The organism is Bradyrhizobium barranii subsp. apii (genome assembly GCF_011516635.5).
GTDB classification, from domain to species: domain Bacteria; phylum Pseudomonadota; class Alphaproteobacteria; order Rhizobiales; family Xanthobacteraceae; genus Bradyrhizobium; species Bradyrhizobium barranii.
Genome location: NZ_CP096257.1, coordinates 87,952 through 112,174, shown reverse-complemented (window position 1 = coordinate 112,174; position 24,223 = coordinate 87,952). Strand labels below are relative to the sequence as shown.

The following is a 24,223-nucleotide window of genomic DNA, read 5'->3' as shown; positions in this document are numbered from 1 at the left end:
CCCAATTGGATGCTCGACGAAAGCTACTGCGCCGGCATGGCGCTAGGACCGCCGCAGGTCAGTATTGAGGGGCTGAACGAATTTGCTGCTGTTCTGAAGCTTCTGGGCGCGACTCAGGCGTCGGGCGCACAATCCCGTCCTTCTTTGAAGAGGGAGAAAGGACGTGCGGAGAAAAAGCCAATATCGCGAGCCGATGCAACTGGGTCTGGATCTGGGTCTTCGGATTCCCCAGAACCCGCTGGGCGCCAATCCCAAAGGTCTGATCGAGGCGCTCGCCGATCTGTTGCTGGAAGCGGCTGGCGTCGAACCCGCTCAGATGTCGGGAGGTGACCATGAGTGTCAAGATCACACGTGATCACCTCGACCGCGCCGCCGTCGTCTATGTTCGCCAATCGACAATGTCCCAAGTTATGGGGAATCTCGAAAGCCAGCGGCGGCAATATGACTTGGCGCAGGCCGCGGAAACCGCCGGATTTAAGTCGGTGGCGGTAATTGACGATGATCTTGGCCGCTCAGGCTCTGGCAGCACTCAACGGCCCGGATTTGAGCGGCTTGTGGCGATGGTTTGTTCGGGTAACGTCGGTGCCGTTTATTGCATTGAGGCGTCGCGGCTGGCGCGCAATGGACGCGACTGGCATCACTTGATCGACCTATGCGCCCTCGCGGGCGCGTTGGTCATTGATCCCGACGGCGCCTATGATCCGCGGCTTGTCAACGACCGCCTGCTTCTCGGACTGAAGGGAACGATGTCGGAGTATGAGCTGAGCCTGCTTCGCCAACGTGGAATCGCCGCTCGGGACTCTAAGGCCAAGCGCGGCGAGTACCGCTTCATGCTTCCACCTGGATTTTGTTGGAGTGAACTCGGCAAGATCGAAATGGATCCCGACGAACATGTGGCGGGATTGGTTCGACTCGTCTTCACGAAGTTCCGCGAGCTCGGTAGCGCCCGGCAGGTCTTTCTTTGGCTGCGTGCTGCCGACATCAAAATGCCTGTGGTTCTAAAAAACGTTCAAATCTACAAGCTCAGCTGGAAGGCGCCGGCCTATCACACGGTGATGCAGATCCTGCACAATCCGCTCTATGCTGGCGCCTATGCGTTTGGCCGAATCGCCCAGAAGACACGGATCGTGGACGGTCGCGCCCGCAAGGTCAGCGGGTTCAAAAAGCCGCGGGAGGAATGGAATGTTCTCCTGCGCGACAATCATCCCGGCTATGTCAGCTGGCAGGAGTATGAGGACAATCAGAGGCTGCTGCTGGAAAACGCCCACATGAAGAAGAACTGCTCGCGAAAATCGGCGCGCGGGGGACGCGCACTTCTGACCGGATTGATGCGGCGCGGCCATTGCGGGCGGATGATGCGTGTGTTCTACGGCCAGGCCAAGGGGAATGCCCATCGTTATCAATGCCGCGGCGATGACGCCCATGTCGGCGCTGGCCTATGTATCGGCATCGGCGGGGTGCGGGTCGATCGTGCGGTCGCGCTGCAAATCCTTGAGGCCGTCTCCGATCGGGCTGTTGAAGCAGCGATATTGGCGTCCGACCAGGTTGAGCGCTCAAGACAAGAGATCATCACGGCCGTCGAACGGGAGCTTGAAGTCGTACGCTACGAAGCGTCTCTTGCTGCACGCCGATACGAGCTTGTGGATCCGGCCAAGCGCCACGTTGCCCGCGAACTCGAGGCGCGCTGGAATGGCGCATTGGAGCGGGTTGCCGAGCTTGAAGGTCGTATAAAGGAGCTGCGCACCGCATCGGCGGAAAGTCCCAAGATCGACCGCGCCCTGCTTCTGCAACTTGCGCATGATCTTCCGCGGGTTTGGAATGCACCGTCCACGGACACGCGCACCAAGCAGCGGCTGGTTCACATTGTGGTCCGAGAGATTGTTTGCGATCTCGATAGGAACACCAATGAGGCGGTTCTGCTCATCCACTGGACCGGCGGCCGGCACACGGAGGTTCGCGTTGCTCGCGTTAAGACGGGCCGATATCCGGGCGACATGGCACCGACTGCCGTTGACGCACTTCGTAAACTCGCTGGTCATTGGCCTGATCGAGAGCTCGCCGTGTCGCTCAATCGGATGCGCTGCAAGACCGGCGACGGCGAGACCTGGACGACTGTTCGCGTGCGGGAAATGCGCGAACGCCTGGGCTTGCCGGAATACGACCCCGCATCGTCCGACGGCAAAATGATCAGCCTTGCGAAGGCTGCGGCACACTTTGGAATTTGCGTCGGATCAGCAAAGAGCTTGGTGCTGAAGGACATCTTGCCGGCCACACAAGCAATCAAGGGCTCGCAATGGTTGGTTCCTGTCGACGCGCTGAGCTCGGAAACAGTACGTATAGCGGTGCAGCGCGTGATCGAGCGTCGGCCGAGAAACTACATTGATTATCAATATGATAGAATGATCCGCCTACCCGGTATCTGACAAAGGGACGTACAATGAAACGAGCTGTGCCGACAGAATAAAGATCGTATGGTGGGATGGCTCCGGCGTGTGCCTCTATTTAAAACGTCTCGAAAAGGCGAAGTTCTGCTGGCCGCGGATCGGGCATCATCGGGTGCAGATGAATCCTGCGCAGTTGATGGCACTGGTGGATGGAATGGACTGGAAGCGGGTCCGGACCGTGGCGGTCAAGCCGCCGGAGATTGTTGGGTAAAAGCGCTGCGGCGAAGTGAATCAGTGAGCTGAAAAGGCAAGAGAACCGGGGCAAAATGTGCTCTGGTCGGGCCAATGACGCCGCCCGATCTCAACCCCCCGAATGACGTAGAGACGCTGAGAGCCATGGTGCTTGCCCTGGCCGAGAGGGCGGCCCGCGCCGATGCTCTGGAGAGCGAAGTCGCCGATCTCAGGGTGCGCAACGCCGATGCCGATGCGCGTATCGAGCGGCTGACGCAGATCCTGAAGGCCTTCGACCGCGCCCGGTTCGGCCGACGATCGGAAAAGCTCGGCTCTGCGAACGGCAACGATGAACAGCAGGCCTTTGTCTTCGAGGAAATTGAGACCGGCATCGCTGCAATCAAGGCCCAGGTCAGCAAGGGCCGTGAGCAAGCGGATGGCAAGCGTGCACCGCGTCGGCGCAAGGGCTTTGCGCCCCATCTGGAACGGATCGAAACCGTCATTGAGCCGGAAGACCTTGCTGAGCATGCCGGCAAGCAGAAGGTGGTGATCGGCGAGGACGTGTCGGAGCGTCTGGATGTGGTGCCAGCGAAGTTCCGTGTGATCGTCACGCGCCGTCCCAAGTATGCCTTCAAGAACGCGGACGGCGTAATCCAGGCGCCGGCTCCGGCCCATATCATTGAAGGAGGCATTCCGACGGAAGCGCTTCTGGCCAGATCGCGGTCGCCAAATACGCCGATGGCATGCCGCTCTACCGGCAGGAGGCGATCTACGCGCGCGATCATGTCGAGCTCGACCGCCAGCTGATGGCGCAATGGATGGGCAAGCTCGGCTTCGAGCTCGAGATCATGGCCGACTACATCTTCAGCGAGGTCAAGAAGGCCGAACGGGTCTTTGCCGACGAAACCACCCTGCCGACGCTCGCTCCCGGCTCCGGATCGACGAAAACGGCCTACTTATGGGCCTATGCCAGAGATGACCGCACCTTTGGCCGCAGCGGTCCCCCGATGGTGGCTTATCGCTTCGAAGACAGCCGCTCCGGCGAATGCGCGGTCCGCCATCTCAATGGTTATCGGGGCATCCTGCAAGTGGATGGCTATGCCGCCTATAACAAGTTGGCGCGCGCCGATCGCGGCAATGACGGCATCACATTGGCTGGCTGCTGGTCACACAGCAGACGCAAGTTCTACGAACTGCATGTTGCAGGAAGCTCGAAAGTGGCAACGACGACGGTCGAGCGGATGGCAAAGCTCTGGCAGGTCGAGAAGACCGTGCGCGGTCAAAGTCCCCACGCACGCGTTGCCGCGCGTCAGCAAGCCTCCGCGGCGGTCGTCGCAGATCTCTTTGATCTCTGGCAGCAGACCTTGCGGCGGATCTCCGGCAAATCAAAACTGGCCGAGGCAATCCGCTATGCCGTCTCGCGCCGTGCCATCTTCGAGCGCTTCCTGACCGACGGCCGCATTGAGCTCGACTCCAACATCGTCGAACGCGCCATCAGGCCACAAACAATTACGAGAAAGAATAGCCTCTTCGCTGGCAGCGACGGCGGCGGACGAACCTGGGCGACCATCGCGACACTGCTGCAGACAGCGAAGATGAACAACGTCGATCCGTTCGCCTGGCTCACCCTCACGCTTCAGCGCATCGCCAACGGCTGGCCGAGCAGCCAGATCGAGGCGCTTATGCCATGGAACCACGCCGCGTGAACGGCCTCAGCTTGCCGCTTACGGTCGACGACCGGCGACCACCGCTTGACTGTGGCCGGCGAGAGCTGGGCTTCCTTGCCATAGGATTTGAAGAGGGTGCGCAGCGGCACCGGCGCCTTGTCGCTGGCGGCGACCGCGGTCGGACTGGCAAGAGAACGATCCGCCTTCGAAGGATCCGTCGGCGAAGAAACGGCGCCCGCCGGGATCGTGGCGGCCGGCCCCGCGTCCGAGGCGGACTTGCACTGGAGGGGCGCGAGAACGTGGCCCTCGCCGTCGATGATCGCGGCGTCGATCCCCGACCACGCGCGCTCGATCTTCGCTAATTCCTCGAGGCAACGGATAAGCGCGAGCTTGCGGTCGGTCGTGCCCAGCGAGAGTTTGATCTCGCGTTTGCCGACGATATGCTTAAACCGTTCGGGGACTCTCTTCCTGATCTGGAAGATGCCGCTATCCGGGTCTCGCCGTAGACATTCGAGCCGCATGTGTGCCGACCGTGTGTACCGACGGTCGGTCCGGAAACTCCTTGAGATTCAAGGAGCCCGCTGTTTTCTAGGGGTTTTCGAGGGGGGTGGCGGATAGGGAGGGATTCCGCACCGGCCAGAACCGAAACGTCGAAAACTCAGTAAAATAAGGCTCGCCGAATAGCCGGCTCTTCGACTGTGTACCACCCTTGTGTACCACCAGATGACGCACGCGGCTTCATTTTTCTGACCGAAATTCCGGCCTTGACGGGCTCGCCGCTTCCTCGTGGCCAGGTTTTCCGTTGCGAGCCTTCAACTCGGCCTCGGCCTGCTTGAGCAAACAGCCTCGACCTCAGCTCTTGACAGGGATCGCGCGCCCGCCCTCGCAAAGGCTCGTGCGGCGATCGCGGCCGAGAGCGCGAATTCGACCGATCCATTCTCCCGCGACCATTTGAATGTCGCATCCCCGGCCATTCCGCCTTTGTGGATTTCGACGCGGTAGAGCTGGTTCTCGCGGCTGCGGAACTGGCCGTCGGCCGGGATCGCGCAGGGGTCGAGATTGCGCGCGTCGAAGCGGGCGCGGGCGCGCATCAGCGGCCCGATCTGCTCCCATGTGTCGAAGAAGCGCTGCGCATCCGCGCAGGCCTTCTGATCCGGCGCGCCGGCTCCGAACACGTCGGCAAGTTGCCGCGCGGAATCTTCCAGCGCCTTGACGAAATCGCCGAGTTGGCCGTCCCTGTAGACGAAAGGTCGCTTGCATCCGCCGATGCCGATGGCGGCGCCCGTTTCGGACGTCGCGTCGACGATGCTGTCGGCGATGCAGATGTCGGCCGGCAGGCCGGCGATGACGCCGAGGATTACGTCGATCGTGCCGACGATGCTGTGCTCGACGCGAAGCCACAGGCGCGATCCGTCGATGACAATGCTCGGATCGTTGGGACGCAGCGGCTCGCAATCGTGGGCCAGCGCCCAGCCGGGCACAGCGTGCAGTGACGCAGCACGACTTCGCACAGGTCGCCCGCCGCTTCGCCGTCGCCATCCTCGCGCGGGGCGAAGTGCAGGCCGCGACCGGCGACCATCACACCGTCCATGACGAAACGGCTGCCGTTCCCGCCGCTGACCCGCAGCGCATCCTGCTGGCCGGCTTCGACGTCGCTGAGCCAAAGGACCGGACGTGTTCGCGGCGCCGCGACCAGCCAGATCGACTCCCCCGCCTTCAGTTCGATATTGAGCTGGTGGTGGACGCTCGTCCGCTGACGACACGACAGATCCACGAGCGGCTCGAAGGAACGTCCGAGGACTACAACTTCGACGCTGCGCATCGGATGCTGGTCAAGCGCCTGCAGGGATCACGCGTCATCTACCGTTGGCGGCCCAAGACATGGTGGATCCTCGGCAGTAACCGAGGCTGTTGAGTCAAGGGCCGCGTACGGCACTGGCCAAGCGGCGGAGGAACTCCCCCAAGCATATCGCAAGGGCGCTCGGCATCCTGAAGAACCGGGTGCGAGATGCAGCTCACCGAAGTTGTGGGACGAGTTGAAGGCACCTCCCGACTTCACATACGACTGGATGGCTCACGCGATGCGGGTCTATCTCCGCGCATGCCCGCATCACCGTGACGATCTCCGCAGGTTTCGTGGAAGTCAATCGGATCGCGGGGCCGCCGTCGGCCAACTCAATCCATCCGACACATTTGAGGAGCGCGAGGAGCATGAGCGGTATCGATCCGTACGGCTCAATTGCAGATTCGTCGGCAGCCTCGAGATGGGCGCCCAAGCGAAGAAAAACGTTGTACAAGAATAACGCGGCAGCTCGCGCTTCGTCGAGCAGTTCGGCGGCGAACCCAAACGAAACTATGCCGGTCAATCCAGAGCGCGTGGCTTCAAGTTTAAGGCAAGAAGGGCTCGACACACCGTCGGGAAAGAGAACCCTTCTTGCCCGGGGTCACGACCAAGTGAGCGGCCTTTTTCAACCAGGATAGAACATTTCAAATCTGTCATACCCGCGCCGAATTTCCCCGAGCAAGCTTTTCTTCATTTTCTTCCAACCGAATGTCGTTATGTATCTTATCAATCTCCGATCCAAGCATGGCCCATATTTGGAAAAAATAGCTTCGGCTTCTTCATTCGTCGCAGCTGCGCCAAGCATTGCAAGAAACAAATCTGCGTAGCCTAAGCGCCCGGCTACAAATACACGTTCGTACAATTCAAGGCGCATTGCGCTGATTCCTTGATACATCTCAGCGATCGCTTCATGAAGGACATCGGGTCGAATTGAGGTCAAGTCCGCGGCCTTATTTTGGACCAGCTTTTTGATCACCTCCCGAAACGCCCGTGCTTGTTCACTATCTTTGATCAGTCGCCTGATCTGTTCATGCTCCAAAATCTCCGATACCATACCTTCCACCGGCCGATTGCCTCCTAACGAAGCGATAACGTCAACAATTAACTGGGAAGCAACCACCGCAAGTTCTTCGGAGTCGTGGTTCGAACTATAGTTTCCATCTTGCTTGCGCTGAGCGACTAACTGATCAAGTCGCTGCGAAATCATCCATATCAGGGATCTTCCAGACGCATCGGAGGGGAGATCGCGGTCGCTCGAAAGCAACTGGCGCCCCATCGCCACAAATGGTTCTGCAGGCTCAAGCTTCATTTTTGAAGCAAATCTAATTACCTGCCATGTCGCGGGATTAAACGCAGCCGTCAGATCGGCCAGCAGATTACGGCACTTTGCCCCGCTATCGGCGCTTCCTGCAAGGACATGATCTCGGGCGGCTTCTTTGAAATGATATGCAGCCTCCGTAACCACGTCTCTGCGCTGGCTTCGCATGAATGGCAAGCCGGGGCTGCCCAAACCCAATAGGGAAGTTGCAAAGGATCTACCTGCCCGTTCATGCAGAGAGGCTCTTTCGCGTAGATTCGCAGGATGTCAATCGGCGTTCGACTGGGACCCCCTATCGGCATCCAAAAGGGACCCCTTTGATCGGCGTGCTCTGCTGGTAGCGCTCGGGTCGTCGGAGCTGGTCGGGGTTGCGGAGACGGCGCGAGCGCGGGTTGTTTGAACATCGTCGCGGCTTTTGAATCGCCAGCTGTCGTTGCCGGTCTCGACGATGTCGCAGTGATGGGTCAATCGGTCGAGTAGCGCGGTGGTCATTTTGGCATCACCGAACACACTGGGCCATTCGCCGAACGCAAGATTGGTGGTGACAATGATGGAGGTGCGCTCGTAGAGCCGGCTGATGAGATGGAACAGGAGCTGACCGCCGGATTGCGCGAACGGCAGATAGCCCAGCTCGTCGAGAACGATGAAGTCCATGCGGGTCAGATGCTCGGCGAGCCGTCCCTGCCGACCGTTGCGGGTCTCGGTCTCGAGCCGGTTGACGAGGTCGACTACGTTGTAGAAGCGTCCTCTGGCGCCATCGCGGATGCAACTTCTGGCGATGGCAATGGCCAGGTGGGTTTTGCCTGTACCGGTGCCGCCAACCAGCACGACGTTGCGTTGTTGGGCGATGAAGCCGCCGCCAGCGAGATCATTGACGAGAGTCTGATTGATCGGCGTGCCGTCGAACTGGAAGTCGGCGATGTCCTTGGCGAGCGGCAGCTTGGCAATGGTGAGCTGGTATTTGATCGACCTGGCTTGCTTCTCGTTGATCTCGGCGTTGAGCAGGTCGCCGACAATGCGTTGAGGCTCGTGCTGGCGCTTGACGGCAGTTGCCATGATCTCGTCGAAGGCAGCCTTCATGCCGTAGAGCTTAAGTTCGCCCATGAGGTCGAAGATTTGGGTTCGTTCCATCAGATGGTCCTCCGGAGGTTGTCGTAGCGGGCACAATCGGCGATCGGTGCATGACGGAGCGTCAGTGCGGCCGGCGTCATGATGTTGGCCGGTGGGGCGGGTTCACGTTGACGGGCCAGGATATTGAGAACGACATCGGCGGAATGGACGCTGTGACTGAGCGCTTCGGCACAAGCCGCTTCCACCGCGGACAGACCGTCAGTCAGCACCGCGGTGAGGATGTCGACCATCTGCCGATTGCCATCGTCGGTGCTGGCCAGCTTGCGCCGGATCCGCTCGATCGCGGCCGGCAGCACCCAGTCTTTGAAGGGAGCACCGTTGTGCATATTTCAGTGATCGTGAGCAGCGATTTCGCGCGATCATGAGCGCCGAATTCAGACGATCGTGAGCAGCCTCGCTCCGGCCGAGGCGGTGATAGGGTCAGCGTTCTGGCTGCTCGTCAAGGGTGATGGTTTTGGCGTTGCGTTTTCGCATGCTTTCGCCAGCAAGCTGGAGGCGGTGAGCGTTGTGGACGAGGCGATCCAGAATCGCGTCGCCTAGCGTGGGATCTCCGATAACTTCGTGCCATGTGTCCACAGGGAGTTGGCTGGTTACGATGGTGGAGGAGCGGCCATGGCGATCGTCAAGGATTTCCAGTAGATCGCGCCGCTCGGCAGCGGTGAGCACCGACAATCCCCAATCATCCAAAATCAGAACCTGGGCGCGGCCAAGGGTTTTGAGCAAGCGGGCATAACGTCCATCGCCCCGCGCGAGCCCCAACGCTTCGAACAATCTTGGGACGCGGTGATAGAGGACCGAGCGATTATCTCGGCAGGCCTTGTGGCCGAGGGCACAGGCTAACCAACTTTTGCCCAATCCGGTCGCCCCGGTTATGAGCAAATTCTCGTGGCGATCGATCCAGTCGCCGCTGGCGAGCTTGGCGAAGACGGCCCGGTCGATACCCCGCGGCGTGCGCAAATCGACGTCCTCCACGCAGGCATTCTGGCGGAGCGAGGCCAGCTTGAGGCGCGTGGTGAGCCGCCTGGTGTCGCGTTCCGCCGCTTCCCGGTCGACCAGCAGGCCGATGCGATCTTCGAACGGCAAGGCTTCGAGATCAGGCGATCGTCGCTGCTCCTCGAAGGCCTTGGCCATGCCGCTCAAGCCGAGCTCGATCAGGCGTTCGTGGGTGGGATGGTTGAGCATACAGGTCTCCTTGGCTTCAGTGAAAATAATCGCGGCCGCGGATGTTGCCGTGGCGCAGGGGTTGGTGTTCGGAGGGCTCGTCGAGAAAGGTACGATCCAGACCGTTCTGGAGGATGGAGCGGATCGAGGCGACGGATCGCGCCTTGATCAGAATGCCGCGCCGGCAGGCCGCTTCGACGCGCTCCGCGCTGTAGCTTTTGACCAGTGACAGAATGCCGAGGCAGGTGCGAAAGCCTTGCTCGGGATGCGGCCGGGCCGCGATCACGGCCTGGAAGAAGGCGGCGGTCGACGGACCGATCCGCTCGCCGGCGACGATCACTCCGGCGGGCGTCCATTGACCGTAGCGCCGATGGGCGCTGGGCATATGGTCGGCGATGGTGGTGTGGCCCCGCCGGTTGGGCGCGCGGGCGTGGCTGGCGATCCTGCGGCCGTTGTGGAAGATCTCGACCGTTCTGTCATCGATGCGTGCGTCGACAAGCTCACGGATGAGCCGATACGGCGCGGAATACCAGTGTCCATCGATCTCGATATGATAGTCGGGGCCGATCCGGCATCGCTTCCAGCGTGCGAAAGCGTAAGCCTGGTCCGGCAGCTTTGTAAGCTTGGGCTTGTCGAGCTCGGCGAACAGTTCGGCGCGACTGGCGCCAAAGTCGCGCATCTGCCTTGCATTGAGTTCGACGACGAGTGTTTTGATGGCTGCGTTCAGCTCCGCCAACGAAAAGAAGCGTTGGTTGCGCAGCCGCGCCAGAATCCATCGCTGGGCGACTTGCACCGCAACTTCGACCTTTGCCTTATCTTTTGGGCGCCGCGGCCGGGCTGCGAGAATGGCCGTGCCGTAATGGCTCGCCATCTCGGCATAGGTTCGGTTGAGGCCGGGATCGTGGCGGTCGGGATTGGTGACGGCGGCCTTGAGATTGTCGCAGACTACGAATGTCGGCACGCCGCCGAGGAAGGCGAAAAGATTGATGTGGACCCGGATCCAGTCGGCGAGCCCCTCGCTTGGACAGGCCTCGGCATAGGTATAGTTGGAGGCGCCCATCGCCGCGACGAACAGCTTCATCGACTGCACTTCCCCGTTTGAGGGATCGATGACGTCGATGGTGTCGCCGGCGAAATCCACGAAAACCTTCTCGCCGCCCAGATGCGTCTGCCGCATCGAAGGCCGGGCTCGCCCCTTCCAGGCCTCGTACGTCGTGCAGAACCAGGTGTAGCCGAAGCCATCGGGATGGGTGGCGCGATACTCGTCCCACAGCAGCCGACGGGTCACGTTGCGTCGGCGCAGCTCCTTGTCGACATAGCCCCAGTCGGGAACGGCCCGCTGGGGGCTCTGCGACGCAGGCCTCGGCGCCGGGAAAAGCAGCAGCTCCAGGTCCTCGTCGCTCATTCCGGCCGGCAACGGCCACTTCAGCCCGGCAGCCCCGGCTCGGCGTAGATAGCTGTGCACGGCGCCGTTGCTGATGCCCAAGGTGCGCGCGATGGCTCGCTCCGGCAAGCCTTGAACATGTTTTAAGCGGAGAACCTCTTTGATCCGGCGCATCGACAATCTCTGGGTGGGCATCGGCCTTCCTCGTTCACTGACGAGGCAGTTCCTAAGCCGGTTGAGTTGTCGGCCGAAGCGGGCTGAGTTGCTGAAAAGCTGCTCACGATCCCGCGAAATCCGTGCTCACGATCGTCTGAAATCTCTGCTCACGATCCCCTGAAATCCGTGCTCACGATCCCGCGAAACATGCAGTTGCGCAAGGCGCCGGGTTTGCGGGCGAGCACCGGCACATAATGCCAGGGGTCGTAGACGGTATCGCCGCGGCCAAAGGATCGCGGGTGCTCGGCAACGATACGTCCATCCTGACGGATCACGATGCGATCGGCATAGGCTTGAACCTCGACCGGTCGTCCGACTGCACTGGCTGCGACCGAGTACTTGTTGTTGTCGAAGCGCACCAGGCAGGTCTTCGAGACCGATGCTGTCACCGCATGGAAGCCGTCGAAGCGGCCGGCATAGGGAACGAGTTTGGGGCGTTCGGCTTCGAACACGTCCCAGATCGTCTGATCGACCAGCTCCGGATGGCGATGAGCCTTGGCGTAGGCGATGCACTTGTCGAGCAGCCAGGCGTTTAACTCGTCGAGGTTTTTGAACCGCAGCCGCGGCGTGAAGAAGCGCTCCCGGACCAGCCCGACCTGGTTCTCGACCTGCCCCTTCTCCCAGCCCGACGCTGGCGTACAGGCGACCGGATCGACCAGATAGTGGCTGCACATCTGCAGGAAGCGGCGATTGTAGAGACGGCCTTTACCGACAAAGATCGTCTCCACCGCGGTCTTCATGTTGTCGTAGATGCCGCGGGTGCAGGTGCCTTTGAACAGGGCGAATGCCCGGTCGTGGGCGTCGAACACCATCTCCTGCGTCTCCCGCGGATAGGCCCGCACGAACAGCATGCGACTGTGACAGAGCCGAACATGAGCAGCCTTCACCATCACCGTGGTGCCGCTCAGCAGGACCACCTCGTGGCTCCAGTCGAACTGGTAGGCTTCGCCTGGTGCAAAGCTCAGCGGCACATAAGCCGACGCTGTCGAGGTGCCGCGTTCCTTGGTCCACCGTCGGGCGTATCGACGAACCGCATCATAGCCGCCGGCATAACCCAGGCCGCGGAGTTCCTCGAATAGCCGGATCAGCGTCAGCCGTTCCCGCGCCGCCTTGCTCTCATTCCCTGCCAGCAACCGATCAAGCTCGGCACTCCAGGCACCCATCTTCGGGAGCGGCTGCGTCTCGCGCTCGTACCGGAACTCCGTCGCTTGAGAACGAATGACCTTGCGAACCACCTTCCGCGATACGCCAAGTTCTCGGCAGATCGCCTTGATCGGACGACCATCAACAAAGTAGGCGCGACGGATCTTACCAATCGTCTCCACCACCAGCATCCCAACCTCGGCTTCCATGACTCGATGGAAGCCACTGTGGACCCTTATCCCGGGGTCCCGATTGGATGCCGATCACCCCGAAACGGGGGTCCTTATTCCATGCCGAAACACATCGCAGGAAGCGGGGCCTTGCGGGTAAGTACCCAACTATCGGTCATGGGAGTGTATCTAGCAGCGCCTTTCTCTTGAAGGCCCCTAAGAAGCATCTTCGTGGCAGCTCCACGCCATTTTGTTTCGCTCACAACAGCCGATGCCTGCTGTTGTGTGAACTCCATCCTAAAAATCGAGAGTTCGGTCTGCGCCTTGTCAAACTCGGACAATTGCAAATTTCTTTCGGTTTCAAGGCGCTCTTGCACCAAAATAATTCTGCAACGACCGACGTATTCCGACCATTCTCGCCGACGGCCTTTATCGGAAAGGTCATCTCGAATCTCCTTCAGAAGTGTCGCCAAATTCGCCTCGGCAACCGGTTGCTCGGGGCTGCTGATTGCTTCTGGCTTGCTTATGAGGATCGTCAAGTCCGGCGCCTGACCAAACAAAGTTTCTGGACAATGCCGACCGGGCTGCAGCATATCGGTGAGAGATTTTTTTAGCTCGTCGGAGTCTTCAGCGTTGACCTTAGCTAGGTGACTTACGGGGTATCGAAGGGCCTCGCCAAGACTGAGCACGGCGTGCGATCCCGTCTCGAATTCCGTCAATCGCATGAAGAACTGACTAAGGCCGGGAGGCGCGGGATTGAGACTCGCAATCTCCCGACTGCACCACCGCAAATATGACGCGAGCTCGGTGATTGTGATCCAATCCGGCAAATCGTCGACGACTTCGGCCTGCTCGAACCAGTCTCTAATGCTGCCTCTCGACGCTTGATCGAGCGTTAGGGAAAAGGAGGCGTCCGGGCATCGTACCGAACGATAGCGTCGCCAGGAATTGGGAAAAGCTATATCCCAAACGTTGGAAAGCACCCCGCTCTCAAACATGTGAATTCGCTGGCTCTCTGCAGAATCCCGCGCCACGACGTCGCCAAAGCCGTTCTCCGTAGGCGCGTCCGATTCTTTCAGTTCGCCGGCGCGAGGAACGATCAAAGCGTCATATCCCTCGCCCAAGAAAACGTGGCTGATTTTCGCGTCGAGCCCCTCTTTGTGTACTTGCCCGATTTCAGGACCACGACGATTGTCAACCGGCCCATCCGCCGGCGTTACCAAATCGCCAATAATTGCGATCTTTGGCATCTGCCGGTTCATGATCGCGGCCGCGAAGGCGGTCGCGAACAGGGCCGATGCGCTTCTTCCGGCTGCAGGAATTGGATCGTGGTCTCTAAAGACGTGCGAGAGCACCGAATCGCAGGCGCCCAGATCAACCGATAGTGCGACCGACTTGATATATTGAACGCCTTCATCGCCAAGATGCCGGTTGTGGTTCAACAGCAAGGCTCGGGCGTGGTTCGCCCATTCGGTTGCGAAAGCACGCCAGCTATCCTTCGCCGGATTGTCCTCGGCCGTTTGGAGCTGATGATAGACCGGTACAGGTGCGATCAGGACGCGACCGTCAATGACCCTGCAACTTCCATCTCCATGGATCGATGTGGGATTCGCTTCGGCAAAAATCGGAAGAGCAAGAGCAGCTTCATGTCTAATTGTGTCCATAACAACGAGGGGCCAAGCAAACAAGCGATCCAGGGCCTCGCACTCGATGGCCCTGCATAACCTTCGCCACCGGCTATTGTCTTCGGTCATAGATAGCCAAACGCCGATTGACTCAATGATGCCCACCGGCCCTCGCTCGCGTATTGAAGCTCGCAATTGAAGGAACGCATTGCTAAATCTAACGAAGTCCTCGGGAGCCTTTCTTCGCAGATTTTTCGGAAGGCCATTCGGTTGAACCATGTTACCGATCCACCAAAGCGCTCGACTTGGGCAGAGCTGACCAAGCTCCACTGCAGCTAGAAACGATCGAGCCCACTGACGATACTTACCGAGGTCGCGCTCAACTGACCTCCGCGCTCCTTCGATTTCAAAAGAAAAATCAGCTGCATACGGAGTTCCCGACAAGGAAGCGAGCAGGCGGCTGCCAAGTGGCGAGCAGTCTAGCATTCCGTTGTGTCCGAAACGACTTTGGTCGCTGCGCAGCCAGTGCACGCACCGGTCTGCCAAATCAGTTCCGACGGTCGATTTCTGCTGAAGCAGGCTGAGCGCTACCGTCGAGCGGTGCCAAGGCAGCCATGCGGCGCTGCGCTCCAGAGCAGTCCAGTCGCGCAATGGCTCAAGATTATCTTCCATGGATCCTGCTCACATGGATTTCGATACCGTCCTTCCCGAGCAGCGCGACCGCCTCGAACGCCGCCCTCGCTTTTTTCCATCTCAGTCCGATGACGACCCAAACGATGGGCGAATCGAAGGCCCTGAGTTCATTTATGATGGCGACGTCCGACATCTCCTTCAGCGGGTAATCAACGCCATCTATCCTGGCCTTGGCGAATTCCAGGATCAGCTGTTCGGAACTTACGTCTCTTTGTGTCACCAGAAGCACCTCGCCGCCGCGTCTCAGACGCAATTGCGCGGCCGACATGCTGCGCCCGTCAGCGAAAATCGTCCCGGAGATCGCTACTTGCTGCGCCAGCTTTGCAGAACCTAGCTTGCCCTTTGCAACCAATCTGACGGGCTCGTGACGCCGGACCGCGCCAGCGACACGCGAAGCGCCGGCCGCGTCGATGACAGAAAGACTGGAAAGCACGTCAACGTGTCTATTTTGACGCGTTAGGCGACCGCTATCGAGAATGGTGCTGTAACGTTGATCGAGACCACCGCGAGTGCGCGCCCCCCGCGTCATGAGCCATGAGAAGAAGGCACCCACTTGAACTTGGTTCGCGAGGTTGGTCCGCCAGTGCGCTAGTTCCACGGCAGCGAGCCCGCGATGAATTTCGTCCGGACCGTCAGCCGCCAGCGCAACCAGCAGATCGCCTTGGAGCCGGTTGGCTTCGAAAAAATAGACGGCGCCGACTCGGCGAGCCTGCTGCAGATGTTCAATGGCTCCATCCACGTCAGGCGGCGTTTGCGCGAGACGTTGATGAGCCGCGAGAATAGATGCGTCCGCAATCCAAGGGTGGTTACGTGCTAATTCCTCGAGCCAGTAGTCGTTGTGGTGGAGCCAACCTAGTCGCAACATCAACACGCCTACCGCCACCGAGACCCACGGATCGTCGCTAATGTCCGCGCTCGCGTAGCGGGCCAGATGGGCAGGGCCATGCCCAATTTCGTTCCAGATGCCGGTAGCGATTTCGGTCGAATTGGAAGTTAGCGCCTGAAGTAGAGCATGCGTCTCCGGGCGGGCCGGAACGATGCTCAGCGTATCGCTGCTGAGATAGGGAGCCTCCATCGTGCGGAGTACGACTTTGACACCTCCGGCGAACAGAGGAACGAGTATGCGCTGAACACGGTTGGCCTCGATTGCAAACGAAAGTCTTAGGCGCGCTCCTGAATTGGCGGTCGGAAGTTTGTCACCGCGATCAAATACGACTTCGACGTCTCCCGAATCGGTACGGCGAGTCTTCACGATACTCTCTGCGAAGGGGCGCCATCCGCCATAACGAAGCGGCTGGCTGTCATAGGACAGGCCGAGACTGTAGGCCGCCCCGGGACTGGGATTAAAACTCATGGTGGAGCCTGCTGACAGATTGCCGTCGTCGGATCGACTTGCCGACGCAACGGCGTGCGTTTGAAGTATGTTGGGCAATGTCTGGAGATGGTCGGCCCCGGCGATCTTGTCGAGCTGAAGCTTGGCAAGGCTGGCGTAGAAGCCGTCAGGATACTGCGCGAGGAACGCGTTGAGCGCGCTCCTGTTGCCGACCTGCAGCGCCAGTTCGTAGTCGCGGCGGGCTTCAGCCTGCGTATTGAGGGTGGGCGCGGCTGGGGCGGTTGCCGCGGCGGGCGCCGGGCGAACCGGGGCCGGCACCAGCGGCCCATCTTCACCGAGTTCGATCGCCGCGATCTCCCCCGACACCGGCACAATGGGGCGTGCGCCCGCACTCTGGGAACGCTGAAGCCGCAGGGAATCGAGCCGAGGAGCCTGTAGCATCGAATTGTCCGATGCTACCGGAAAGTTCCATAAGACCTGCCCCGTGCCGAGCGATTCCAGACTCGCCGTGTAGGTTCCGGGTTTCGGCGCATCGAATTCGAACGTACCCGTTGGAAGGACCAACCGAGGCTGTACGAGCACGTGCCCGTCTGGACCGAACACGCCGATACGTACAACTCCGGCCTCCTTTGGCGGCTCTATGGTAACCTTTGGCATCATGTCACTCGGTGGAGAAGGACCGGGTCGACTCGCATTTCCGACAAGTCTACCCGCGTCAGCGATTGCGACTGATAGGGTACGTTAGGTCTATTGAAAGTCGCTTGGACGTAGCACAAGTCCATGCGCGCCTGCGCCTTTCCGATCCACTGTTCGGCTTGATCGGCGCGAGCGACGATCACATTATTGGCTGCGTCCCGCAGGCAAACCCGGTCGGCTTGGCTGATAGCGATGGCCGGATCGAGCATCACGGCAAACGGTACCTCGGGTGGGGTCTGATATCTCACGATCGGGCCGGAAGTCACGAGCGACCTGATCGGTGTCGGGTCGAACGCGTCCAAGGGCCAGCCGCGCAACCGATAGAGTGTGTTCATTGCTCGCGGAAGACCGTCCAGCAGCACGCCCCATTGTCCAGAACCCGTGTAGTTTCTTGCCCCGGCTCCGTTTAGCGCTTCAACAAGAACTTGGGTAAAGCGTCCTCCACCGCCTTGGCCGTCGTCATAGGTCAACTGCCCCATCGGTCCGGGCACCAGCAGCAGCACTTTGTTCTTTGTCGCCGCAACACTTTGGGGATAGAATCGCAGCGTGTCACCGATGCCCCCGGATGAATCGATCTGGCCAAGCACTACGTCGGTGATAAGTTCCTGACAGGCGTCAACGAAGAGATAGCCCTCCCGGAGTTCCGCTTGGCGAGACAAGACACCCGCGAGATACTGTACATCAACATGAGACTGCCAAGGAGTGCTCGTAGCGATAGGTCCCCCGGCAACATCCGACAGTAATACAACCGATCGCGTGGGCACCGCCGCACCGTGCCCGCAGATGTAAAACATGGCGACTTGGTTTGGAACGGCCAGAAGTCGCTGGGACCAATCGGTCCCGTCTTGTTGGATTGAGGCACCATCCGTCGACGATATTGCGGTCGAATTTCCGCGGGGATCAATGGCCGATGCATCCGCTAACCGCCCCTTCCATTCATACTGAGACGCCGATGTTGGCGCCGTGGGCGGCGCCGACAACGCGAGATGCACGCTCCCGAGGGGTGCCGGCAGACCATCCGCATGGCCGATCAACCAGTCGCAGAATAGTTTGGCGCCGACTGGCGCGCTATCGAGGTCTGGCACGTTGGAAAGTGCCAGAGGCGTGTTCGGTCCGAAGGGTGAGACTCCGGGCTTCGCGTAGGGATAGGAGCCGACTCCAATGACGAATGCATGGGTCGCCGGCCCGGTGATTTGTCTCTCGTAGACGAGGCTCATGCGCCGATACCGATTTCCTTGAGGCGCTCGTGCAATCGCGCGTAAAAGCGAGGGCGTTTGAAATAACTTGTATGCGCATTGATGAGCCCAGTTACCGAACTGAACTCGAAGTCGAGCACATCTTGAAACATAGGTGCGCAGCGGAACGATAGCAAATCGACGGGGTCATAAACGTTCCACCACGAGCCGATCGAAGGGACAAGCTGCACTTTCTGCGGCGCCTTCGTCGCGTTTCCCAGCAAGCTCATCTCCTGGAAAAGACCGGGCTGCGATCCAACTGTCGCCAACAGATCGATCTTGATGTTCTGGTCTAGGCCAGACGACGGATCTCCAAGCATGTCACGCAGAATAACGCCTCCTAGGCTGTGTCCTATAAGTACAACTTTGCTGCTTTGCTTCTTGGCTTCAATCGCCGCCGCGTTTACATCGGCGGCAACGATTTCACGGATCTTCGTTCGCTTCGACGGCGTTCCACGGTCATATAGGTAGACGACGATATCACCGAGAAAGCGCGCCACGAGAGGACTCGCTTCATCGCGAATGATCGGTGCGATACCGGATGACACCAAGTTGCGTGCTCGGTCCGCAAGCGATTTAGCCGCACTGGCGATGTCATCGCCCAATCCGAAGGACGCGGCTCCACTCGGGGCGACCCGTTTGCGCAATTCCGAGACGATCACCTGATCCGAAGACGCTCCAGTGGCCCAAGAAGGAGGGACGGCCGCATTATTCACCGCGTATTCGCCCGCGGCCCGAAACTTCGCGATTTGGTCGTCTGTCAGCGGCTTGCCGGCGGCCTCGGACTCTTCGATCATGGTAACGAAAATCGCGTCGACCGTGGCTCCGAAGTCGGTTGAGGCAAGACTGCTTAATGGCTGAGCTTGTACAACGGCGCCAGGCGTCGCAATTCCGCCGAGTAAACCGAAACTCGCCGACTTTGGACCGTTGCTTGGCAGGCAAGCAAGATCGTAACCGAATTGCGCGGCCAAGTCGCCCCAGTAGACGTTGTGGATGTTGACAGGCGCTCCCGCCCACGCCGTCTCCTTGAAGAGCCTATCGCGATTTTCGACCTCCAGACCATATCCTGCATCTTTGCGGGTGTTGACGCCATGTACGAAAACAAGTTGATCCATCGTATCCTCCTGGCTTTGTCTAAGTTAGGGCGCAACATGCCACATGATCATAAACTGACGTCAACAGCCGCCCGCGGGTCACGCGAAAACGCAGACGATGAACTCGCACTGACTCTAATTTGACCGGAGAATCTTGGCACCCAACTCGGAGTGCTGTTTTCGCCGACATCCGCTTTGAAACGTAGCTCCAACGCGTTGATGAGCGAGTCTAATTCGGCTTCGCCCTCGATTGACAACTTCGAGTTGGCTTTGGGACGGGATACGCCATGTCGATTGCATCATAAACCATTTGTTTGACGCTGAGGGGTATGCGACGCCTCAAGTTTTGAAGCTCGTCACTCGGCACGTAATTCATGCCCTTAATGGCTTTATCGAAGCTCTCAGCCGCCTCCCTTTCGTTGCCGACAGCGAATAACGTAATGGCGTATCGAAATAGCATCCCACCATCTTTTTCGGTGCGCTCCTTATCCTTTTCATAAAGGGCCTTGGCTTCAGGCATCCGATCCGTCTGCATGAGGATATACGCTTGCGTGTCACGGAAGGTTGAGAGCCAGTAATCGTAATCCTTGTCCTGGCTTCCCTGCCGTTTTAAGTCTTCGATAATGCAGATTGCTTCCCGCGCGGCATCAAGCGGATCATTCGCATCGGCTACGGCGTTGCACGACGTCGGCGTTTGTTGCGAGATTTCTCTGTCGATTCCCCACGTAGTCAGCGTCCACGCCATATCATTTAGCGCCAGCGCGCGCTCAAACGTGCCAGCGCTTGCGTCTGCGATGGGTTGCACAATCTCTTTGCGGAAGCGTTCGGAATTCCTCAGAGCTTGCCTAATAGCCTGAGCCTGTGCCGTACTCGCTGGCGAGTGACCTACGGACTGGGTTCTCAGATCTGGTTGACTCTCATTTTGAGGGTTGAGTAGTTTTTCAAAGTCGTGTGAATTCCATCCGACGGCGACCCACCAGGCCGTCTTCCTGAGCCAGCCATAGGTGCGATCATCCAGCGTTGCTCCCCAGAATGAGGCCTTTTGGAGATCGGCATTGGAAAAGTTCACGTCGCAAAGCAATGCTCGATCAAATACGGCCCGATAGAGATCGGCGCCAGCGAACGATGTCGTAAAGATCTTAGCGTCTCTGTATTGGGAAAATTTGAGTCTAGCGCTGCTAAATTCATTCCACGGCTTGCTCCGGTCCAGTCCGCCGTTTGCGGTACGAAACCACCGCCTAAAGTCATACCATTTAACGCTCTCGCTTTGTTGATTCGCGCTTCCAATGTTGATCGAACTTCCGGCGAATGAGGCGGAGGGCAATTGTGCCTTCGCCAAATTGACGTTGGTGAATTCTACGGTCGAGAAATTCGGCGCCTTCAATGGGGATGTCCCGATCGCTGTTGAACTACGTCGGGTCGACGTTGCCGGAATGAATATTACGCAGCCCTCGTGACGTGGGCAACGGACTTGATTGTCATGCGATCGTGGTGAGCTTGAAGGGCCGCACGCAGAACCGACAATTGCTTATGCGCCTTCAATCGTCGGAAGCCCTTGTTGGCCTCGATCATACCGGCCGCGACCCATCGCAAGGCCATACCGGCATCCCGCCAGCGTTTAACGTTGCGCGTGACGCGGCGAATGGTGCCCATCATGTTCTCGGCGATATTGGTACAGGCGAGCGATCGGCGAAGCTCCTTCGGCAACTTCAACCGGACGACAGTCAGGATTTCGTCGAGGCCTTCGAGGATACTGGCCGCAACGCCGGGCCATTGCTGGTCGAGTCGACGCGCGAGATTGCGGATCAATTTTTCAGCCTTGTCGGCGTCATCGAGCTCCCAGGCCTGGCGCAGCACCCGGCGGGTGGCCGCATGATGCTCTTTCGGCAGGCGTTCCATGATGTTGCGCGCCTTGTGGATCTGGCAGCGCTGGATCGCAGCGGCCGAACCGAAGGTGCGGCGGATCGCCTTCGACAACGCCTTCGCGCCGTCGGCGATGAACAGTCTTGGCACCGTCGGGTCGAGCCCGCGCGAGACCAGGTTGTCCAGCAGGGCCTGAACCGTTGCTGCATTCTCGGTCGCCCCTTCCACCAGCGCCAGCGGATGCTTGTTGCCTTCGCCGTCAACCCCGATCGCGGCCACCAGCACGAGATCGTCGTCGAGATGCAGCCCGTCGATTTGGACCACCAGAAGGTCGAGCGCGGACAGATCGGCAGCCATGAAGTCGGCCAGCCGCGCCGCCGACAGAGCCACGAACCTCCGCGAGGCCGCCGACTTCGAAATCCCCGATCCGGGCGGTGCCGGCACGTCACCCTCGGGCAGCCGGACGGCGCGGCCGAACCGGCGCGTCGACACATTGATCAGCATCAGGTTCATCGCCCAGCGACCGAGCCAGTCCTCCTGCGCCGCCGTTTCCCAGCTCGGGATCGTGACCTCGCGGCCGTCCATGCCCCGGACCCGCGGGCGATCGACCTCGATCTTGCCGCCGTGGAAACCGATCCGCCCCCGCGTTCGGCCCCAACGGTGCGCCCGCCGCGCCGCATCACGACCGTGGCGCGGCCCGCAGGCCGCTGTCACATCCGCCTCCATCATCGTGCCGAGCGCCTCGATTCCTGCCGCAAGGCAGAACCGATCGAAGCTCGCTCGCACTTCCGCAAATGATTTCTCCACAGCCCCGGTCGCCGGCCAACCAGCCGGTGTGATATCTCTCGTCATGGCGTTGCTCTCCTTTGTGGAATCAGCACCCCGAGCCTACCGGCTCAAGGTGGGCAACGCCGACCTCTTCAGAAATTCAACAGAACCCGGGACATCCCCGCCTTCAATTCAAGTTCCGGGTAATGGATGTTCGCAAGTTTTTCCGTTCCGGAAAAGTCGTATGGTGGCGACCACGGTTGGGAGAGTTCAAGCCACCAGAGACGTTGTATCTGAGTTTCGCTTGAGGTTGTCACTTTGATCGTGTGGATCCACGACTTGCTGGTTTGTGGAAGGGCGAAGAATTGCGAAATGAACACCGTCGCCAGAGATCCAAGCACCGCTAAAGCAGTCAGGACGGCATAGGCAATGTTACGCTTGCGTCTTTCTCTCGCATCCTCGCTCGCCTTGATGAACATATCGAGATTTCGGTCTCGGTTCTTAAACCGAGCGGCTTCCTCAATCGTCGCGCCCGTCAAGAGATAGCCGGACTGCTTATCGGAGTCGCGCCACTGCCGTGCCATGGCCGCAAGTCGAATGAGCGCGTGCTGATCATCCTTGTTATTAGCCGCAGCAGCCTCATCGCGCTCGTCGCGCTTTTGAGTTGCGTCAAACGGCGCCAACAGCACCGATTCAAATTCACCCAATGGAGCTTGCGAGGAAGCGGCGAGTTCAGCACTCCATAAGTCCAAGATGCTTTGCGCAACCCTCCGCTCTTGAGCGTCGGCGATGAAGGCTCCCGCCTTGCGCGCACCAGTCAAGAACGATCCGATCAACTGTTCCCGACTTGTGGGACCGGGCCGATCGGTTGACCCGGAAATCGAACGTCTCAGCGCCGAGTGAGCGGCTCGAAGCGCGGCCAGACTCTGGTATGACGAAGCCTCAGAATCTCGACTGGCCTCGCTAGACGGTATCGCCTGATGTTCGTGGGTCATTGGAAAGCTCGTTCAATATTTGCCTGAACGGGCCGCCCAACAGGTACAACGACCCGAAATCCATTCTCGTCGTATCGTCGATTTTAAGAAATGGCCCCCTGAACCAGGCCCGATAGGCTTCAAAATGTAGTCTGACGTTGTCGTCCAGCTTCTTTTCCCGGCAGAATTCGTTGTCGATTTCGAGAGCATATTTCTTCGCCTCGTCAGCCCACCCTTCGTCTGGCTCCAGTGCCGCCAGCCAGTCGATGCGCTCACGAACGGTAAGCCAGTCGTCCGCTATGCTCGTGACGTCATCCGGAAGGATGAAGTACTTGCTAATGAGGGCCATATTTGCCTCGGCGTCCTGCCACATCCTGCTCTTAAGTGAGCGCGCAAGAATGGTTGCTGTGACATCGCGGATGGCCTGCACCAACTCCTGGAATTCCGTGCTGTCCTGAATGTGCTGAAGTCTCGAGGGAAGCTCGTCCGTCAGGGCATCGAAAGAGAGGTCCTGAACGAGCTTGAATATGTCATTGTTCAACTGCGAGAGGCTCCTTCTGACCAGTCGCTGCAAATTTTCGATGACAACGACGGCATTCTCCGGCGCATCAGCCGAGGTACGGAGTGACGCTGCGAACTGCTCCAGCTTAGCAAGCTCGCCTTCGCTAATCGGTGGGGAGTCGGCATCGAGCAGCGAAAGAGTTTGTGGAACTTGTTCGATCGCCTGATCTATGTGGTCGGCTACGCTTCTTAGTTCTGGCGTGACGCCTTCAGCCCGGTTGGCCAAAAGCGCTTCATTCGCATTCAATGTGAACAAAAGCCTGAGAAGACATTCTTGCAGCGTCTTATAGGCGAACAGCGCGATGACACACTTCGGCATCCGGGCAAAGCTTCGTCGGCTTGGAAGCAGCCTATATTTCACCTCCCGTGGAAGCGGCACGCTTAGCACCTTCGATAAGTAGGCCAGAGCGCGCGTAACGTGATCGCCTGCTTTCGGCAATCCAATCAAGGTCTCGGGGAAGGCGTCCACTATTTTCTGCCGAACCATGTCCCCTGCAGTCGCGTGAAACATCACCCGCGTCAACAACCAGCGTTGGTTACCACGATCCCTCAGGAACTCGACGACTTTCTCGATCTTCTTTTTTGGAGGATCTCTTTCACCCACTAAATCGGTAATAGGAATTCCGGTCGACCTTTTGACGAGATCCTTTATGTCGTCGTCGCTAAAAGCGGCTCCGATCGCTGAATAGGCAAGGTCCGACTTGTCAGGCATTGCCGTATCTCCTCACTCGGT

At 59.4% G+C, this 24,223-nt stretch carries 18 protein-coding genes and 3 pseudogenes; 4 read left to right on the top strand and 17 right to left on the bottom strand.

The window, feature by feature from the left end; genetic code table 11:
* Positions 1-58 precede the first annotated feature (58 nt).
* Complete coding sequence (locus tag HAP41_RS49560) at positions 59-343, bottom strand: hypothetical protein (RefSeq protein ID WP_166107182.1); 285 nt, start codon at positions 341-343, stop codon at positions 59-61.
* On the opposite strand from HAP41_RS49560, the gene HAP41_RS49555 reads away from it, so the two are divergent.
* The 3 genes and pseudogenes from HAP41_RS49555 (at position 333) to tnpC (ending at position 4,321) form a co-directional block, all read left to right on the top strand.
* On the top strand, positions 333-2,423 hold the full coding sequence (locus tag HAP41_RS49555; RefSeq protein ID WP_166107179.1) for a recombinase family protein: 2,091 nt from the start codon (positions 333-335) through the stop codon (positions 2,421-2,423). The two genes, HAP41_RS49560 and HAP41_RS49555, sit on opposite strands and share 11 nt — an antisense overlap.
* 67 nt (positions 2,424-2,490) lie before the next feature.
* Entirely contained in the window at positions 2,491-2,655 is a 165-nt protein-coding gene (tnpB, locus tag HAP41_RS49550) for an IS66 family insertion sequence element accessory protein TnpB (RefSeq protein WP_166107176.1), read from the top strand.
* 74 nt (positions 2,656-2,729) lie between these two features.
* A pseudogene (gene tnpC, locus HAP41_RS49545) lies at positions 2,730-4,321 on the top strand (IS66 family transposase).
* Here tnpC and HAP41_RS49540 read toward each other — a convergent pair.
* Both HAP41_RS49540 and HAP41_RS50505 read right to left on the bottom strand, forming a co-directional pair.
* Positions 4,252-4,803, bottom strand: coding sequence for a DUF6538 domain-containing protein (locus HAP41_RS49540; RefSeq protein ID WP_166107174.1), 552 nt, complete (start codon positions 4,801-4,803; stop codon positions 4,252-4,254). The pseudogene tnpC and the gene HAP41_RS49540 sit on opposite strands and share 70 nt — an antisense overlap.
* A 291-nt stretch (positions 4,804-5,094) precedes the next feature.
* The gene (locus HAP41_RS50505; protein ID WP_166107069.1) at positions 5,095-5,793 is read right to left on the bottom strand and encodes a DUF6519 domain-containing protein; all 699 of its coding nucleotides are present in this window, start codon (positions 5,791-5,793) and stop codon (positions 5,095-5,097) included.
* Here HAP41_RS50505 and HAP41_RS49530 point away from each other — a divergent pair.
* On the top strand, positions 5,772-6,197 hold the full coding sequence (locus HAP41_RS49530) for a hypothetical protein (RefSeq protein WP_166107172.1): 426 nt from the start codon (positions 5,772-5,774) through the stop codon (positions 6,195-6,197). The two genes, HAP41_RS50505 and HAP41_RS49530, sit on opposite strands and share 22 nt — an antisense overlap.
* Positions 6,198-6,750: 553 nt before the next feature.
* On the opposite strand, the gene HAP41_RS49525 is transcribed toward HAP41_RS49530, so the two are convergent.
* The 14 genes and pseudogenes from HAP41_RS49525 to HAP41_RS49460 all read right to left on the bottom strand — a co-directional run bounded on the left by HAP41_RS49525 (position 6,751) and on the right by HAP41_RS49460 (position 24,202).
* Positions 6,751-7,611 carry a hypothetical protein gene (locus HAP41_RS49525; RefSeq protein WP_166107170.1) on the bottom strand — a complete coding sequence of 287 codons (861 nt, stop codon included), beginning with the start codon at positions 7,609-7,611 and terminating at the stop codon, positions 6,751-6,753.
* A gap of 99 nt (positions 7,612-7,710) precedes the next feature.
* The gene (istB, locus tag HAP41_RS49520) at positions 7,711-8,574 is read right to left on the bottom strand and encodes an IS21-like element helper ATPase IstB (RefSeq protein ID WP_166107168.1); all 864 of its coding nucleotides are present in this window, start codon (positions 8,572-8,574) and stop codon (positions 7,711-7,713) included.
* A pseudogene (locus HAP41_RS49515) lies at positions 8,574-8,900 on the bottom strand (IS21 family transposase); the annotation flags it as partial. The pseudogene HAP41_RS49515 and the gene istB (HAP41_RS49520), both read right to left, overlap by 1 nt.
* Positions 8,901-8,994: 94 nt before the next feature.
* Positions 8,995-9,756, bottom strand: coding sequence for an IS21-like element helper ATPase IstB (gene istB, locus HAP41_RS49510; RefSeq protein ID WP_166063422.1), 762 nt, complete (start codon positions 9,754-9,756; stop codon positions 8,995-8,997).
* 16 nt (positions 9,757-9,772) lie between these two features.
* A complete protein-coding gene (istA, locus tag HAP41_RS49505) occupies positions 9,773-11,314 on the bottom strand; it encodes an IS21 family transposase (protein ID WP_166063394.1) in 1,542 nt (513 codons plus the stop codon).
* Between the two features lie 173 nt (positions 11,315-11,487).
* Positions 11,488-12,669 (bottom strand): annotated as a pseudogene (gene istA, locus HAP41_RS49500) (IS21 family transposase); the annotation flags it as partial.
* 92 nt (positions 12,670-12,761) lie between these two features.
* The gene (locus HAP41_RS49495; protein WP_166107166.1) at positions 12,762-14,945 is read right to left on the bottom strand and encodes a hypothetical protein; all 2,184 of its coding nucleotides are present in this window, start codon (positions 14,943-14,945) and stop codon (positions 12,762-12,764) included.
* Positions 14,935-16,956 (bottom strand): hypothetical protein, encoded by a 2,022-nt coding sequence (locus HAP41_RS49490; protein WP_166107066.1) that lies wholly within the window; start codon positions 16,954-16,956, stop codon positions 14,935-14,937. Before HAP41_RS49490 ends, HAP41_RS49495 begins: the two co-directional genes overlap by 11 nt.
* On the bottom strand, positions 16,956-18,212 hold the full coding sequence (locus tag HAP41_RS49485; protein ID WP_166107164.1) for a hypothetical protein: 1,257 nt from the start codon (positions 18,210-18,212) through the stop codon (positions 16,956-16,958). The genes HAP41_RS49490 and HAP41_RS49485 overlap by 1 nt, the downstream gene beginning before the upstream one ends.
* Positions 18,209-19,345 carry an alpha/beta hydrolase gene (locus tag HAP41_RS49480; RefSeq protein WP_166107162.1) on the bottom strand — a complete coding sequence of 379 codons (1,137 nt, stop codon included), beginning with the start codon at positions 19,343-19,345 and terminating at the stop codon, positions 18,209-18,211. Before HAP41_RS49480 ends, HAP41_RS49485 begins: the two co-directional genes overlap by 4 nt.
* Positions 19,346-19,553: 208 nt before the next feature.
* Positions 19,554-20,708, bottom strand: a complete 1,155-nt coding sequence (locus tag HAP41_RS49475) for a pentapeptide repeat-containing protein (RefSeq protein WP_166107160.1) — start codon at positions 20,706-20,708, stop codon at positions 19,554-19,556.
* 56 nt (positions 20,709-20,764) lie between these two features.
* Positions 20,765-22,039: an IS256 family transposase gene (locus tag HAP41_RS49470; protein ID WP_166064748.1), complete on the bottom strand. Its 1,275-nt coding sequence runs from the start codon at positions 22,037-22,039 to the stop codon at positions 20,765-20,767.
* 68 nt (positions 22,040-22,107) lie between these two features.
* On the bottom strand, positions 22,108-22,776 hold the full coding sequence (locus tag HAP41_RS49465) for a hypothetical protein (protein ID WP_166107158.1): 669 nt from the start codon (positions 22,774-22,776) through the stop codon (positions 22,108-22,110).
* A gap of 142 nt (positions 22,777-22,918) precedes the next feature.
* Complete coding sequence (locus HAP41_RS49460; protein ID WP_166107156.1) at positions 22,919-24,202, bottom strand: hypothetical protein; 1,284 nt, start codon at positions 24,200-24,202, stop codon at positions 22,919-22,921.
* Positions 24,203-24,223: the final 21 nt, after the last annotated feature.

What these genes read in the sequence shown, in the direction of transcription:
- HAP41_RS49555 (WP_166107179.1), top strand. Translation starts at nt 333, where the DNA reads ATGAGTGTCAAGATCACACGTGATCACCTCGACCGCGCCGCCGTCGTC.
- HAP41_RS49540 (WP_166107174.1), bottom strand. Translation starts at nt 4,803, where the DNA reads ATGCGGCTCGAATGTCTACGGCGAGACCCGGATAGCGGCATCTTCCAG.
- HAP41_RS49525 (WP_166107170.1), bottom strand. Translation starts at nt 7,611, where the DNA reads ATGCGAAGCCAGCGCAGAGACGTGGTTACGGAGGCTGCATATCATTTC.
- istB (WP_166107168.1), bottom strand. Translation starts at nt 8,574, where the DNA reads ATGGAACGAACCCAAATCTTCGACCTCATGGGCGAACTTAAGCTCTAC.
- istB (WP_166063422.1), bottom strand. Translation starts at nt 9,756, where the DNA reads ATGCTCAACCATCCCACCCACGAACGCCTGATCGAGCTCGGCTTGAGC.
- istA (WP_166063394.1), bottom strand. Translation starts at nt 11,314, where the DNA reads ATGCCCACCCAGAGATTGTCGATGCGCCGGATCAAAGAGGTTCTCCGC.
- HAP41_RS49495 (WP_166107166.1), bottom strand. Translation starts at nt 14,945, where the DNA reads ATGGAAGATAATCTTGAGCCATTGCGCGACTGGACTGCTCTGGAGCGC.
- HAP41_RS49490 (WP_166107066.1), bottom strand. Translation starts at nt 16,956, where the DNA reads ATGCCAAAGGTTACCATAGAGCCGCCAAAGGAGGCCGGAGTTGTACGT.
- HAP41_RS49485 (WP_166107164.1), bottom strand. Translation starts at nt 18,212, where the DNA reads ATGAGCCTCGTCTACGAGAGACAAATCACCGGGCCGGCGACCCATGCA.
- HAP41_RS49480 (WP_166107162.1), bottom strand. Translation starts at nt 19,345, where the DNA reads ATGGATCAACTTGTTTTCGTACATGGCGTCAACACCCGCAAAGATGCA.
- HAP41_RS49470 (WP_166064748.1), bottom strand. Translation starts at nt 22,039, where the DNA reads ATGACGAGAGATATCACACCGGCTGGTTGGCCGGCGACCGGGGCTGTG.
- HAP41_RS49460 (WP_166107156.1), bottom strand. Translation starts at nt 24,202, where the DNA reads ATGCCTGACAAGTCGGACCTTGCCTATTCAGCGATCGGAGCCGCTTTT.